This window comes from Allorhizobium borbori (assembly GCF_014196535.1).
In the GTDB taxonomy this organism is placed as follows: Bacteria; Pseudomonadota; Alphaproteobacteria; order Rhizobiales; family Rhizobiaceae; genus Ectorhizobium; species Ectorhizobium borbori.
Map to the genome: position 1 here is coordinate 1 of NZ_JACIDU010000037.1, position 13,658 is coordinate 13,658.

General features: G+C 63.5%; 16 protein-coding genes and 1 pseudogene. 11 read left to right on the forward strand and 6 right to left on the reverse strand.

Going from position 1 to position 13,658, the window contains the following annotated elements; all coding sequences use genetic code 11:
• The 5 genes and pseudogenes from GGQ66_RS22285 to GGQ66_RS22305 form a co-directional block, all read right to left on the reverse strand.
• Positions 1 to 275: pseudogene (locus tag GGQ66_RS22285) on the reverse strand (ABC transporter permease); the annotation flags it as partial.
• Between the two features lie 9 nt (positions 276 to 284).
• Positions 285 to 1,274, reverse strand: coding sequence for an ABC transporter substrate-binding protein (locus tag GGQ66_RS22290; protein WP_183795845.1), 990 nt, complete (start codon positions 1,272 to 1,274; stop codon positions 285 to 287).
• Positions 1,275 to 1,360: 86 nt separating this feature from the next.
• Complete coding sequence (locus tag GGQ66_RS22295; RefSeq protein WP_183795847.1) at positions 1,361 to 2,029, reverse strand: NnrU family protein; 669 nt, start codon at positions 2,027 to 2,029, stop codon at positions 1,361 to 1,363.
• The gene (locus GGQ66_RS22300) at positions 2,026 to 2,496 is read right to left on the reverse strand and encodes a hemerythrin domain-containing protein (protein ID WP_183795849.1); all 471 of its coding nucleotides are present in this window, start codon (positions 2,494 to 2,496) and stop codon (positions 2,026 to 2,028) included. The genes GGQ66_RS22295 and GGQ66_RS22300 overlap by 4 nt, the downstream gene beginning before the upstream one ends.
• A gap of 9 nt (positions 2,497 to 2,505) precedes the next feature.
• Positions 2,506 to 2,661 (reverse strand): hypothetical protein, encoded by a 156-nt coding sequence (locus GGQ66_RS22305; protein ID WP_183795851.1) that lies wholly within the window; start codon positions 2,659 to 2,661, stop codon positions 2,506 to 2,508.
• Between the two features lie 99 nt (positions 2,662 to 2,760).
• On the opposite strand from GGQ66_RS22305, the gene GGQ66_RS22310 reads away from it, so the two are divergent.
• The 8 genes from GGQ66_RS22310 to GGQ66_RS22345 all read left to right on the forward strand — a co-directional run bounded on the left by GGQ66_RS22310 (position 2,761) and on the right by GGQ66_RS22345 (position 9,385).
• Positions 2,761 to 3,309 (forward strand): cytochrome c oxidase subunit 3, encoded by a 549-nt coding sequence (locus GGQ66_RS22310; RefSeq protein ID WP_183795853.1) that lies wholly within the window; start codon positions 2,761 to 2,763, stop codon positions 3,307 to 3,309.
• A gap of 5 nt (positions 3,310 to 3,314) precedes the next feature.
• The gene (locus tag GGQ66_RS22315; protein WP_183795855.1) at positions 3,315 to 3,569 is read left to right on the forward strand and encodes a cytochrome C oxidase subunit IV family protein; all 255 of its coding nucleotides are present in this window, start codon (positions 3,315 to 3,317) and stop codon (positions 3,567 to 3,569) included.
• Between the two features lie 152 nt (positions 3,570 to 3,721).
• Positions 3,722 to 4,174 (forward strand): c-type cytochrome, encoded by a 453-nt coding sequence (locus tag GGQ66_RS22320; protein ID WP_183795857.1) that lies wholly within the window; start codon positions 3,722 to 3,724, stop codon positions 4,172 to 4,174.
• Between the two features lie 28 nt (positions 4,175 to 4,202).
• Positions 4,203 to 5,549 carry a nitric-oxide reductase large subunit gene (locus GGQ66_RS22325; protein WP_183795859.1) on the forward strand — a complete coding sequence of 449 codons (1,347 nt, stop codon included), beginning with the start codon at positions 4,203 to 4,205 and terminating at the stop codon, positions 5,547 to 5,549.
• 101 nt (positions 5,550 to 5,650) lie between these two features.
• On the forward strand, positions 5,651 to 6,454 hold the full coding sequence (locus tag GGQ66_RS22330; RefSeq protein ID WP_183795861.1) for a CbbQ/NirQ/NorQ/GpvN family protein: 804 nt from the start codon (positions 5,651 to 5,653) through the stop codon (positions 6,452 to 6,454).
• A 10-nt stretch (positions 6,455 to 6,464) separates the two neighbouring features.
• Complete coding sequence (locus GGQ66_RS22335) at positions 6,465 to 8,366, forward strand: nitric oxide reductase activation protein NorD (RefSeq protein ID WP_183795863.1); 1,902 nt, start codon at positions 6,465 to 6,467, stop codon at positions 8,364 to 8,366.
• A gap of 71 nt (positions 8,367 to 8,437) precedes the next feature.
• Positions 8,438 to 8,716, forward strand: a complete 279-nt coding sequence (locus tag GGQ66_RS22340) for a DUF2249 domain-containing protein (RefSeq protein WP_183795865.1) — start codon at positions 8,438 to 8,440, stop codon at positions 8,714 to 8,716.
• A 132-nt stretch (positions 8,717 to 8,848) separates the two neighbouring features.
• Positions 8,849 to 9,385, forward strand: coding sequence for a DUF2249 domain-containing protein (locus tag GGQ66_RS22345; protein WP_183795867.1), 537 nt, complete (start codon positions 8,849 to 8,851; stop codon positions 9,383 to 9,385).
• Here GGQ66_RS22345 and GGQ66_RS22350 read toward each other — a convergent pair.
• Positions 9,346 to 10,599: an NnrS family protein gene (locus tag GGQ66_RS22350; RefSeq protein WP_183795869.1), complete on the reverse strand. Its 1,254-nt coding sequence runs from the start codon at positions 10,597 to 10,599 to the stop codon at positions 9,346 to 9,348. The two genes, GGQ66_RS22345 and GGQ66_RS22350, sit on opposite strands and share 40 nt — an antisense overlap.
• Positions 10,600 to 10,878: 279 nt before the next feature.
• Between GGQ66_RS22350 and nirK the strand changes: the two genes are divergently transcribed.
• From nirK to GGQ66_RS22365, 3 genes are all read left to right on the forward strand, one after another.
• Positions 10,879 to 12,024: a copper-containing nitrite reductase gene (gene nirK, locus GGQ66_RS22355; protein ID WP_183795871.1), complete on the forward strand. Its 1,146-nt coding sequence runs from the start codon at positions 10,879 to 10,881 to the stop codon at positions 12,022 to 12,024.
• Positions 12,025 to 12,101: 77 nt separating this feature from the next.
• Positions 12,102 to 12,986 carry an SUMF1/EgtB/PvdO family nonheme iron enzyme gene (locus tag GGQ66_RS22360; RefSeq protein WP_183795873.1) on the forward strand — a complete coding sequence of 295 codons (885 nt, stop codon included), beginning with the start codon at positions 12,102 to 12,104 and terminating at the stop codon, positions 12,984 to 12,986.
• A 73-nt stretch (positions 12,987 to 13,059) separates the two neighbouring features.
• On the forward strand, positions 13,060 to 13,658 hold a 599-nt coding region (locus tag GGQ66_RS22365; RefSeq protein WP_183795875.1), incomplete at its 3' end, for a Crp/Fnr family transcriptional regulator.

Consider the following 13,658-nt stretch of genomic DNA (forward strand, 5'->3'; position numbering starts at 1 on the left):
TGAAACCCGGCAATGACGCCGGTCAGCGTTCCGAGGGCCAAGGCGGCAAGAAAACCGGCAAGGGCGCGCTTGCCGGTTTCCAGCACGAGCGCCAGATTCCGCGGATTTTGCAGAAGAGTGAACGTCGCGCGGATGGTTTCGTCGGGCGCAGGCAGAATGAAGCTGCCATAGGCTTCATGTCCCGCCTGCCACAGCGCGGCGAACAGGCAAAGCCCGGATAGTCCGGCCCAGCCGGACCAGAGAAAACGGCCGCTGCGGGCAGCGAAGCTCAGCATGGCGGGATCTCAGAGATAAAGCGTTTCATCCGGCATCCGCCCGCCGATCATCGCCGGGTTGACCTTTGCGACGGCGGCGAGCAGCGCCTCAATGGCCGGGCGTGCCGTGCGGGCGCGGGTGGCGACGAGATTGGACGTGGGGATGGCCTGTTCGATCACCGGCCAGGGCAGATCCAGCGCAGAGGCTGCATGGCCCGCCGCCCGCGCCGGGTTGGCATTCACCTCGTCGGTTGCTCGTTCAAGCGCGGCAAGCAGCGGTTCAATCTGCTCCGCATGGTCATTGAGAAAGGCGGCGCTGAAGGCCAGCCCTGCCTGTGGCATGATCGGGCCAAGCCCGGTCAGAGCCCCCCATTGCACCTGCATGTCGAATGACCGATAGACGCTCCTGCCCGATGCCTTGCCCTTGAAGATGGCGGCGGCGGCAGCCGGTTCCGGCACCAGCGCTGTTTCGATGCGCCCCGCAAGCAACATCTGGATCGCCTCGATGGGTGAACCGGAGCGATCCACCGTCACCTGATCCGTCAAGCTGTGACGGGCGAGAACGGCGTCGAACACCAGTTCCGGCGTGTCGTTGGCGAAGGGCACAGTCACCCGTCGTCCGCGGAGGTCGTCCAGGCCCATTACGGTGGGGTCGGTCGAGATCACATAGAGCAGGCCGTTGGTCATGACGTTGGCGAGCTTCACGCCAAGCCCGCGCGTGTGCAGATTTGCGGCCGTCGTCACTGGCATCACCACCGCCTGCATGGTGCCGGACGTCAGCCCGGCGCGCATCTCGTCCGGGGTGCGCCACACCTTGAAATCCACCCGGTCGGCGATGGCGCGAAGCCTGCCTTCGGCCACCGCATGGGCAAGCGTGATCGATGGACCGGCGGGCGGGCCGAAAAGCGTGAATGTTTCCAGCGATTGCGCCCTTGCACGGTGAAGGAAGGGCATGGCCAGCGCCCCGGCGAGACCGGAAAGCACCAGAGCGCGGCGGGTCGGCAAGGTCGGCTGGATCATGGCGGGCTCCATAAGATGAATGATTAAGTCATCTATTAGGGCCGCGCCCGGGGTCGCTCTTTGTGCCGGCGCAAAGAACGCACCGGTCAATAGGCAAGGGCGGTCAGCGGGTCGGCGCCGAACAGCGCGGCATGGCCGCCGGCCAGAAGCGCGATTGTGGTGGCGATGGTCAGCGCGATCGCGATCCACATCGGGCGGTCGAAGCCGAGCCCGGTCGTTGTGCGGGCCAGAAGCGGTGCGGTGTCCGTCATGGCCGGCCAAACCGGGCCGAAGCGTTTTTTCGCCCGCCTGTCGAGCATGGGAAAGCCGGCAAGGGAAAACAGGCCGAGCCCGCCGAACAGGACCAGCGAGCGGAGATCGCCATTGATGGCGAGATGACCGAAGGCCCAGAGGGTGAAGCCCCAGAGAACGGGGTGGCGGGTCAGCCTGGTGATGGCGCCCGGCACCGGCCCGCTCCGCAGCGTGATGGAAAGCGGATTGGGTGAAATGAGCCCGGCCAGCACAAGGAAGAGACCGATGGGCGCGGCAACCAGCGTGATTGCCGCCTGCCAACCGGCGGGTGCCCACAGTTCCACATAGGGCGTGTTGAGCCCGGCATGAAAGACGAAGCCGAGCGACAGCAGTGAGACCAGCGAATAGACCGCGAGATAGGTGCGCCGCCCCATGACCATGATGGCGCCGGTGCGCAGAGCCGGAATGGCCGGAACGGAATGCAGCGCCAGAAAGATGGCGAGCGCGAGGGAAAGCAGGATCACGCGAAGATCTCCCGCCCTTCCGCCTTCGCCGCCAGAAGGGTCTCGATCATCAGCGTTTCGGCATGCAGGTGCCGGCGCAATGTCTCGGCAAAACCCCGCATCATAGCGGTCACCGTGGCAAGTGGCAGCGGGCAGCGCTGTTCCATCAGGGCTTTCAGGGTCTGGGAAAGTTCCTGCGCCGCGAAGCGGTCGTAGCGGTGTTCGGCCTTGAGTTGCTCGATCAGCATGGCCCCGAAACAGGAGCCGGCATGCCGGTCGAAATCGGGAAAGAGCCGGGTCTCCTCCAGGTCCTGCGCCGCCGAAAGAAAGGGGGTCAGTTCTTCTGCCAGCGCAGCGACATCCTGTCCTGCATCGGGCGTTTCGAAACTGTCGGCGGCTTCTTCCAGCCGCAGGCACAGCGCCAGCAGCGCCATGTGGTCGGTTTCCAGCCGGTTCAGGCTTGGGGCATCTATATCCGTGTGGGTCATGGCGGGCTCCTACTGGCTGACGAACAGGACGGCTGCAATGGCGACAGAAGTAATGACCGCCGAAAGCGTGCCGGCGCGTTGCAGCACGCCCATGCGGTAAAGCACGAGCGCAAAGCCGATGATGATGGGCGTGGCGACCAGAAGGCCGATCTGTGCATCGCTCATGGAAGGGTTCCTTTCGTTGGCGGCATATTGCGCTTTGCGTGGTTTTGTTCTTTGCGGGCGCGCAAAGAGCGCGGCGCTCGTTCGCGCTAAGTCCCCGCCATGGCAATGTTGAATGACGACGGACACGCGGCAGCAGGCGGGGAGGGCGAAGGCGATCTCCTTCTGTGGATTCTGGTATGGAGCGAACTGGCAGCCTTCGGCGTGCTGCTGGCGGCTTTTCTCATTCGCTCGCTGTTTGAACCGGAAGCGGTTCTGCTGGCGAAAGCGCAACTCAGCCCCGGCCTTGCCGCGCTCAACACGATGATCCTTCTGACGAGTGGCTGGCAGGCAGCCGTGGCAGCCCGCGATCCGGACAAGGCAAGATGGCCGCTCGTCTTCGCTGCGCTGGCGGGCCTTGCCTTCGTGGTGGTGAAGCTGCATGAATATGCAGGCGAGATCGGGTTTACCGGCGACGCGGCGGTCGCGTCCTTTTTCGAGCTTTATTTTCTCATCACCGGCTTTCACCTGCTGCACGTGCTGTTCGGAGCGCTGGTGATTGTCGTTGTCGCGGTGCGCCCGTCACGGGCCAACGTGCATCTCATCACCACGCTCTGGCATGCCGTCGATCTCATCTGGATCGTCATGTTTCCCGTGATCTACCTGGTCTGATGCTGATGCAACGCCTCCTCATGCGCTCCTATATCGCCCTTCTCGCCATGGCTGGCCTCGGCGCAGCCCTTGCAGCGCTTGCCGGTCGCCACACGCTGGCGGTCGCGCTCATCCTTGCGCTGGCCTTCGCCAAGGGCCGGCTGGTGCTTCTCGATTTCATGGGCCTGCGCGGCCGGGGCCGCGGCATGGCGGCGGCCTGCCTTGCCTGGTGTGGCCTGCTTCTCGCCTTCGCCTTCGGCCGCTTTCTGCTGGTTCCCTGAACCAACCGCCTTCGTCTTTGCCGAAACGCAAAGAAGAGTTTTCCGGTCTCCTTAAAAGAAACCATCCCGGAAGGACTGAGGTCTCAGCTTTCGACGGGGGATTTCAGGCCGGGGGCCGCTTCTGTGGCGCGGCCAAGCGAAAGGATCACGGGATGGCAGAGCGCCTAACCAAGACCGGAGCCCGCAACGTGTTTTACGGCGGCTCCCTCTTCTTCTTCACCATCTTCGTCGGGCTGACGGCGCATAGCCATTACTACATGCGTACGACCTCCACCGACGAGACCAAACTGACGGCGGCTGTCGCTCGCGGCAAGCATGTGTGGGAACGCAATTCCTGCATCAACTGTCATACGCTGCTTGGTGAAGGCGCCTATTTCGCGCCCGAACTCGGCAATGTCTGGAAGCGCTGGGGCGGCGATGGCGACCCGGAAAGCGCGCGCGAGACGCTGCGCGCCTGGATGGCCGCCCAGCCCTCCGGCATCGAGGGCCGGCGGCAGATGCCGCAGTTCCACCTGACCGACGATGAGATCAACGATCTCGCCGACTTCCTCGAATGGACCAGCAAGATCAAGACCCAGAACTGGCCGCCGAACGACGCCGGTTGAGCGCTGCGTGACCTGAAGGAGTATCATGATGAAATACCAGACCCAGAAGGTCGCGATGCTGTATTTTTACGGCGCGCTCGGCCTCTTCCTCGCCCAGGTGACGTTCGGTCTCGTTGCCGGCACCATCTATGTCCTGCCCAACACGCTGTCGGAGCTTCTGCCCTTCAACCTGGTGCGCATGATCCACACCAACGCGCTCATCGTCTGGCTGCTGATCGGCTTCATGGGCACGACCTATTATCTTCTGCCCGAAGAAACTGAAAACGAACTGCACAGCCCGAAACTGGCGATCGCGCAGTTCTGGATCTTCCTGATTGCGGCGGCCGTCGCCGTGGTCGGCTATATGTTCCGCATTCATGAGGGCCGCGAGTTCCTCGAACAGCCTTTCCCGATCAAGGTCGGCATTGTCATCGTCTGCCTGATGTTCCTCTACAACGTCACCATGACCATCCTGAAGGGGCGCAAGACGGTGGTCACCAACATCCTCGTCTTCGGGCTTTGGGGCGTGGCGATCTTCTTTCTCTTTGCCTTCTACAATCCGGCCAACCTCGCGCTCGACAAGATGTACTGGTGGTATGTCGTTCACCTGTGGGTGGAAGGCGTGTGGGAACTCATCATGGCCTCGGTTTTGGCCTTCCTGATGATCAAGCTCAATGGCATCGACCGCGAAGTGGTCGAGAAGTGGCTCTATGTCATCGTCGGCCTTGCGCTCTTTTCCGGCATTCTCGGCACCGGCCACCACTATTACTGGATCGGCGCACCGGGTTACTGGCAGTGGATCGGCTCGCTGTTCTCGACGCTTGAAGTGGCCCCCTTCTTCACCATGGTCATCTTCACCTTTGTCATGACGTGGAAGGCTGGCCGCAAGCACCCGAACAAGGCCGCTCTTCTGTGGTCGCTCGGCTGCTCGGTCATGGCCTTCTTCGGGGCCGGCGTCTGGGGTTTCCTGCACACGCTGTCCTCTGTCAATTACTACAGCCACGGCACGCAGTTGACGGCGGCCCACGGTCACCTTGCCTTCTTCGGCGCCTATGTGATGCTGAACCTTGCGATGATGGCCTATGCCATTCCGGAAATCCGCGGTCGCGCACCGTTCAACCAGTGGCTCTCGATCGCCAGCTTCTGGATCATGTGCACGGCCATGTCGGTCATGACCTTCGCGCTGACCTTTGCCGGTGTCGTGCAGATCCAGATGCAGCGCATCCTCGGCGAAAGCTTCATGGATACGCAGGACCAGCTCGCCGTCTTCTACTGGATCCGCCTCGGCTCCGGCGTCTTCGTGGTCATCTCCGCGCTGATGTTCATCTGGGCGGTTCTCGTGCCCGGCCGCAATCGCCAGCCGCAGATCGAAGGTCTCGCCGAACCGGCGGAATGACCGTTCGCATTCCCTGAAAACGGGAATGGAAGGGGCGGGTGCTCTCCGCGTCCGTGACGACCCGCCCCTTCCGCTTTGCTCTTTTCAAAAGGATCCGTCCGATGAATGTCATGCTCAGGCCGTCCGTCCCGGATGTTCCCGCCTACGCCCCGAACGGCAACGAATGCGCGCTGTTCGAAACCGCCTGGACCCGCCAGCTTCCGCTTTTGCTGAAAGGCCCGACCGGCTGCGGCAAGACCCGTTTCGTCGCCCATATGGCCGCGAAACTCGGCCTGCCGCTGACCACCGTCTCCTGCCATGACGACCTGACTGCTGCCGATCTCACCGGCCGCTATCTGCTGAAGGGTGGCGATACCGTGTGGAGCGATGGACCGTTGACGCGGGCCGTGCGCGACGGTGGCATCTGCTATCTCGACGAGGTGGTGGAAGCGCGCAAGGATGTGGCGGTGGTGCTGCACCCGCTCACCGACGACCGCCGCATTCTGCCGCTGGAGCGTACCGGTGAGGAACTGGCCGCCCCCGTCTCCTTCATGCTCGTCGTTTCCTATAATCCCGGCTACCAGAACCTTCTGAAGGCGCTGAAACCCTCCACCCGCCAGCGCTTCGTCGCTATCGAATTCGATTTCTTGCCGCGCGAGCGCGAAATCGAGGTGGTAAGCGCCGAAAGCGGCCTCGATGCTGCAGGGGTCGCACCGCTCGTCGACCTTGCAAGGCGGCTGAGGGCACTCAAGGGCGTCGATCTCGAAGAAGGCGTGTCGACCCGCCTGCTCGTCTATTGCGCCAGCCTCATCGATGCCGGCCTGCCGGTTCGCGAGGCCGTGCGTTCGGCGATGATCGAACCGCTGACCGACGAGCCGGACGTGCGCGCCGCGCTCATCGAACTGACCGGCTCCATCCTGCGCTGAGGAGAGTGCGATGCTCGACTTTCTCGAACTTGAGGAAACGGTGGGCCGCGCCTGGCACGCCTTTGCCGGCAACACCCGCACCTGGCCGCGTTATGAGGCGGCGGCGGTGCGGCTGGAGGATATCCGGCCCATGCTCGCCGTGCTGTTTCGCGGGTTCGGGGGAGAGGCGGCGGTGCAGCTTGTGCCGGCGCGCGGACGAACCTCGGCGCACCGGCTCAATCTTCGCCAGCGCATGGGGTTGGGCGAGGAAAAGCTGGTTCACCCTGCCCGCGACGATGCGGCGCTGATGTTGCCGCCGGTGCTCGATCTTCTGCCGGAAGAGGCGTTGAACCGCGACCTCTACCTCTGGCTTGCCGCGGCCTTCGCCGTTCAGCGCCCGGACCCGGTGACGGAGACCGACCCGCTGCGGCGGGATCTGGCCCGCATTGCCCGCGGCATCGAAACGGCGGATGCGGTGCTTGCGACCTTTCCCGGCCTGAAGGATCGCTATGCACGGCTCTGCCTTGCGCTGCTTTGCGAGCGACGACGCGGCAAGCTGCCCCGTGTGGAGCAGATGGTTGAGGAACGGGTGGTCGATCTTCTGCGCCATGGTGCGGGGCTTGCGCCGCTTCACCTGCCGGCCATCCTGCCCGCCAAGGCGCCGCCCGGCTATCTGCCGCTTCTGCCTGTGCCGTTGTGGCCCGATGCGCTGGCGCGTGAGGAGAGCGAGGCGCGCGGCGATGAAAACGATCAGCCGGTTTCCGGCAGCGCCCGCGAGGACATGGCCACCGGCCGCCACATCGCCATTCGCGAAAAGGGGGCGGATCGCAAGAACGAGCGCAGCCCCTTTATTCTCAACCGGTTCGAGAAAATTCTCGCCATGGCCGAGATGGTCAATGTCGATCGCCCCGGCGATGACAGCGACGACCACGACGCCGCCGCTGCCGAAGAGCTGGATGACATGACACTTGGCGAACGTCAGGGCCGCCCGTCTGCCCGGTTCCGCTTCGATCTCGATCTGCCGCCGGAAGCGCTCGACCGCACCGCGCTCACCGCCGAACTCACCTATCCCGAATGGGATTACCGCAGCGGCGCCTATCTCAGGGATTATTGCCGGGTTCTGGCCGCACCTGCGGCGGAAGCCGACACAAGTGCGCCCGAAACCGAGGAGACGCGCCGGCTCATTCGCCGCGTGCGCCGCCAGTTCGAGGTGCTGCGTCCGCGCCGCGAATGGCTCTCCGGCCAGATCGACGGTCCCGAACTCGATCTCGACGCCGTGGTGCGCCGCCGTTCGGACCTTGCCGCCAGCGGCGAGGGCTCGGATCGCATCCACCGCATGAGCCGGCCGCTGGCGCATGATCTCGCGGTGACGCTTCTGGTCGATGTGTCGCTTTCCACCGATGCCTGGTTCGATAATCTGCGGGTGCTCGACGTCGAGAAACAGGCGGTGACGGTGCTGGCCGAGGGGCTTTCGGCCTGTGGCGACAACCATTCCATTCTCACCTTCACCTCGCGCCGGCGCAACTGGGTGCGCATCGAGACGGTGAAGGATTTCGGCGAGGTCATGGGGCCCGGCGTGCGACGGCGTATCGAGGGGCTGAAGCCCGGTTATTACACCCGCATTGGCCCCGCCATTCGCCACGCGACGGCGAAACTTGCCGAACAGCCCAACCGTCAGCGCCTGCTTCTGGTGCTGACCGACGGCAAGCCGAACGATGTGGATCACTATGAGGGCCGCTTCGCGCTCGAAGATACGCGCCGCGCCGTACAGGAAGCGCGCAGGCTCGGCGTGCGGGTCTTCGCCGTGACGATCGACCGCGACGCCAAGGCCTATGTGCCGGCGATCTTCGGCCAGAACGGCTATGCCATCGTGCCCCACATCGGACGGCTGCCTGCCGTGTTGCCGGCGCTCTACCGCGGCCTGGCCGGCTGATCTCCTTCGTGCAGCGGCGGGACCGGGCCTGCTGCCGCGTCTCAACCCCTTCCCGGCACAAGGAAAACAACATGACCGCAACCGCAGACCAGAAGCCCTCCATCGATGTTCGCGTCATTCCCCATGCCGAGCGCCATCCGAAGATCTTCGGCATGCTGAGCGCGCTGAAGCCGGGCAATGCCATGGAAGTGACCGCCGACCACGATCCGCGTCCGCTGCATTATCACCTGGATTCGCAATATCCTGGCCTGTTCGGCTGGTCCTATCTGGAACGCGGCCCGGATGTCTGGCGCGTGGAAATCGAGCGCCTCAAGGCCGAAGGCCATGAATGCACCTGCGGCGGCCATTAGGCTCAAACGGTAGAATTGCGCTGGCGCAAAGAAATGCGTGGTCCCATCACCTAAAAGGACGATGAGGCAGCGCTTGCAAGTCCAGGCGGCGCTCGCCAGAGTGCCGCTTGTTCCGTTTCCGGGAGGGAGACCATGGCCGCTTTGCAAACATCCTTTTCAGGCAGGACGCTTGATGTCCGCCCCATCCTGCGCAACGGCGGCGAGCCGTTCCATGCCATCATGGAAGCGGTGCAGTCTCTGGCACCGGGTGAAGGGCTTCGGCTTCTCGCCACCTTCCAGCCGGCTCCTCTGTTCAAGGTCATGGCCTCGCGTGGTTTTTCCCACGAAGTCCGGGAAATCGAAGGTGGCGACTGGGAGGTGCTGTTCACCCCTTCCGCGCCTTTGGTCAGCACCGTTTCGCTTTCGGTGGGTGCGGAGGAGGCGGCCGGCTGGCCGGAACCCTTGTGGCGTCTCGACCTTGCCGGCTTTGAAGCGCCGGATGCCATGGCGCGACTCTTCTCGCGGCTTGATCTGATGGAAGAGGGTGAGGTGCTTTTTGCGCTCTTTGCCCGTGAGCCGATGCTTCTGCCCGCCGAACTGGAGCGGCGCGGTCACCAATGGGCGGGCAATACCGATGAGACGGGGACCGCCTATCGCATGTTGATCCGCGTCGGCGCGCAGGACGACTGACCCCGGAGCGGTGTTCGCCGGGCGAAAGCGAGCATCGGACCGTATTCGATCGCGAAAAGCCCGAAGGCCACGATCCAGCCAATCCCTGCCAGCGCATAGAGAACGGGCGCCTGATCCGGCAGGAAGCCGGCCAGCGGGCGCAGAAGCGCAGCGGCAAACAGCGCGCCGCTCGCAAGGGCTGAGACCCACGATCCCCGCACCGCCTTTCCGGTGTGGCCGCGTGTGGCGCGCATCATGACCGAAAGCATCATGCCCCCGATGGCCCCGACCGTCAGGCCATGCAGTGCCGCGCTTTCCGGCACTTCACCGAGGGCGGCCAGTGAAATGCCTGCGAGGCCGAGCGGGATGAAGATGTAGGCCGCGTGCAGCGACAGCGCGATGGGGTCGCCTCCCACCCGCCAGCCATGCCAGCGCACGACCCGCGTGGTTTGCGCCGCCGCCGCCATCAGTGCCAGCACTGCTGTCAGCCGGCTTTCCGGCAGCAGCACCCAGCCTGCCAGAGCCGGCAGCGTCAACGCGATGGCCAGCCTGTCCACCGCGCCGAAGGGGGCAGGCAGCGGCCCGCCTCCCCGGGCTTTCAATGCCGTGCGGGTAAAGCTTGGCACCATGCGCCCGCCGACCATCGTAATCAGCGCCGTATAGAGCGCCACCGCAAGGCGGGATGAAGGTCCGGTCTCTGTTTCGGTCAGCACGGCGGCATGGAACGCGATATTGGCGATGGAAAGCACGGCGAGGATGCTGACGAGGCGCAGATCCTTCCACTTGTGGCCGCTGACGATTTCACGCCCGCACAAAAGGGCGACGACCGGCAGGAAGGTTGCATCGAGTGCGATGGCGGGTGCAACCCCCATGACGTCGGACATGGCGAGCGCCGCCCGGCCCACGCACCACAACGCAAAGAGCAGGGCCAGCGGCCAGCCGGAGACGGGAAAGTGCCCGCTCCAGTTCGGCACGCTCGTCATGAGATAGCCGGTGAGAACGGCTGCGGCGAAGCCGAAAAGCATTTCATGCGCGTGCCAGGCGACGCTGCCATAGGCAACTGCGACTTCTGCGCGCCCTGCAAGCGCGGCAATCCAGACCGCCATGCCGATGATGGCCCAGAGGGCGGCTCCGGAAAAGAAGGGCCTGAAGCCATAGGAGAAGAGGACGGGTCCGTTCTGGCCGAGGCCGCGCGGTATGTCTTTTCGGCGTTTCCCCTGCTGCGCTCCGTTCATGGTCGTCTCCATTCGCGATCAGGGACTGGTTTAGAGCGGATGGCGAAAAGTGTGTGCGGTTTTCACCTGAAATTCCGCTCTCACTTTTTGATCTAGTGTTCCGATGCGATGTGTCTTTGCCAAACCGCAAGCATGGCGGCGCGTACATGCCCTGCCAGATTGCCGCAGGCTCAATGAAAAGTTGTTTGTTCCAGCGCAACATTCGTCGCCGAAACCCTTCTAAAACAATCAACTAACGGAGCGTTTCCGTTCCGAAGAGAGCATCGAAGGAGATTTCCGATGACTGAGCAGTTTCAGGTAACGCGTCGCACGATCCTGGCCGGTGCGGCCTTTGCGGGCGCCCTGGCGCCGATCATTGCCGTTCCCCAGGCAGCCCATGCGGAAGGTGGTGACATCAAGACCAATGCGGCAGCAACAACCGCCGATATCGCCAAGCTGAAGCGCGTGAAGGCCGATCTCGTGCGCCCGCCGTTCGTTCACGAACACACGCAGAAGGCCGAGGGCGGCCCCAAGGTGGTCGAGTTCACACTGACCATCGAGGAAAAGACCATCGTCGTCGATGACCAGGGCACGGAAGTCCATGCCATGACCTTCAACGGCTCTGTGCCCGGCCCGCTGATGGTGGTGCATGAGGGTGACTATGTCGAATTGACACTTGTCAATCCAGCAACCAATACGCTCCAGCACAATATCGATTTCCACTCGTCCACCGGTGCGCTCGGCGGCGGTGCGCTGACCGTCGTCAATCCCGGCGAAAAGACGGTTCTGCGCTTCAAGGCCACCAAGGCCGGCGTGTTCGTCTATCACTGCGCCCCTCCCGGCATGGTGCCGTGGCACGTCACCTCGGGCATGAACGGCGCGATGATGGTGCTGCCGCGCGATGGCCTGAAGGACCACAAGGGCAACGACCTCGTTTACGACAAGGTCTATTACGTTGGCGAGCAGGACTTCTATGTTCCGAAGGACGAGGACGGCAACTACAAGAAATATGCCGATCACGGCGAAGCCTATGCCGATGTTCTGGCCGTGATGCGCACGCTGACGCCGAGCCATATCGTGTTCAACGGTGCGGTGGGTGCTCTGACGGGCGAACATGCCCTCACCGCCAAGGTTGGCGACCGGGTGCTGATCGTTCATTCGCAGGCCAACCGCGATACGCGACCGCACCTCATCGGCGGTCATGGCGACTATGTCTGGCCGACTGGCAAATTCCACAATACGCCGGATCTCGATCAGGAAACCTGGTTCATTCCGGGCGGTGCTGCGGGGGTGGCCTACTACACGTTCCACCAGCCCGGCATCTACGCCTATGTGAACCACAATCTCATCGAAGCTTTCGAACTCGGCGCTGCTGGTCACTTCAAGGTCACCGGCGACTGGAACGACGATCTGATGACCTCGGTTCAGCCGCCGACCGCAATCTGACGGTCTGAAGAGATGCCGGACCGGGAAAGCCCGACCGGTCCGGCGTCACTTCCCCCTTCGCGTCTGGGAGGCGCATCATGTCTTGTAAACCGCATCGCATTCCCGTCGCCGCCCTGCCGGCTGCCATGATGGTGCTGATCGGCGGCGCGTTTTTTCTCAACACGGCGGCGGCTTCACTTGCCGAAATTCCCACCGCCATGACGAGGACGATCACGGTTCTGCCCGGTTCTTTCGCGTACCGCGAAGCCGGTGAATTCTATCGCGACAATTACGCCGTGGACGGGCCGAAGAGCGAACGGCGCATGCGGCGCTCCCTCGAAATCATGAAATATCAGGTGAGTGCCGCCGATTATGATCGCTGTGTCGGCGAAGGTGCCTGCCTGCCGCGCGATACGCGCGGAGAACCGCAGGCGAATATTCCCGTAACCGGCGTTAGCTTTGATGATGCCATGGCCTATGCGGACTGGCTGTCGCGGAAGACCGGCGAGATATGGCGATTGCCGAGCGACGAGGAACTGGCCTTTGCCGCCGGTGAGCGCTACCCCGACGACGCGCTCGGCATTCCCGCTGACAGCCGCAATCCGGCGCTTCGCTGGCTGGCGGATTACGAGCGCGAAACGGCGCGCAAGGCGTCACGCGATCCGCGCCCGCAGCCTTTCGGCAGTTTCGGCGAAAGCGAAAGCGGCCTTGCGGATTTCGGTGGCAATGTCTGGGAGTGGACCTCCACCTGCCTGAGCCGGGTCAATCTGGACAAGGCGGGCAAGCAGATCGGCACAGACGTTTCCTGCGGTATCTACATCGCCGCCGGCAAGCATCGCTCGCCGCTCAGTTCCTTCATTCGTGAGCCGAAGAACGGAGGCTGCTCGGTCGGCACCCCGCCCGACAATGTCGGATTTCGCCTCGTGCGTGAAAACCGTTGGTATTCGCCCTTGCTCTTTGCCATCCGGCGCATGTGGATGTAGGTTGCCGGCGGACATGTTCGCAGCGCAGGCGCGGGCCTGGATGAACATGGCGCGCGAGGGGAGGAATGGCACGGTGAAGATCGACCGCATGGTCATCAAATCTCTGCCGCTATTTGAGAAAATGGCTGACGATGAGCTGGACAAGCTCATCGCCTGCGCATCCTCGCGTCTTGTTTCCCAGGGCGAAACCATCTTCGAACAGGGGCAACCGGCCGAAAACTTCTTCCTGCTGCTGCATGGCCGGCTCAAGGTGACGCAGGTTACCCCCGATGGTCAGCAGATCATTGTTCGCGTCGTCCATCCCGGTGATCTCTTCGGCTTTGCCAAGGCGCTGCAGCGTGAGGACTATCCCGGGACCGCGGTGGCCGCCGCCGAAAGCCTGACGCTGTCCTGGCCTACTGATCTCTGGCCGACCTTTGTGGAGCATAATCCGCGCCTTGCCGTTTCGGCCATGCAGACAATCGGTCAGCGGCTGGAGGAGGCGCATACTCGCATCCGCGAAATGTCGACGCAGGAGGTGGAGCGGCGTGTGGCGCACACCGTTCTGCGCCTCGTGAAGAAGGCCGGGCGGCAGGAAGCCGACGGCATCCGCATCGATTTCCCGATCTCCCGCCAGGATATCGCCGAAATGACCGGCACGACGCTGCACACCGTCTCTCGCATTTTCAGCGC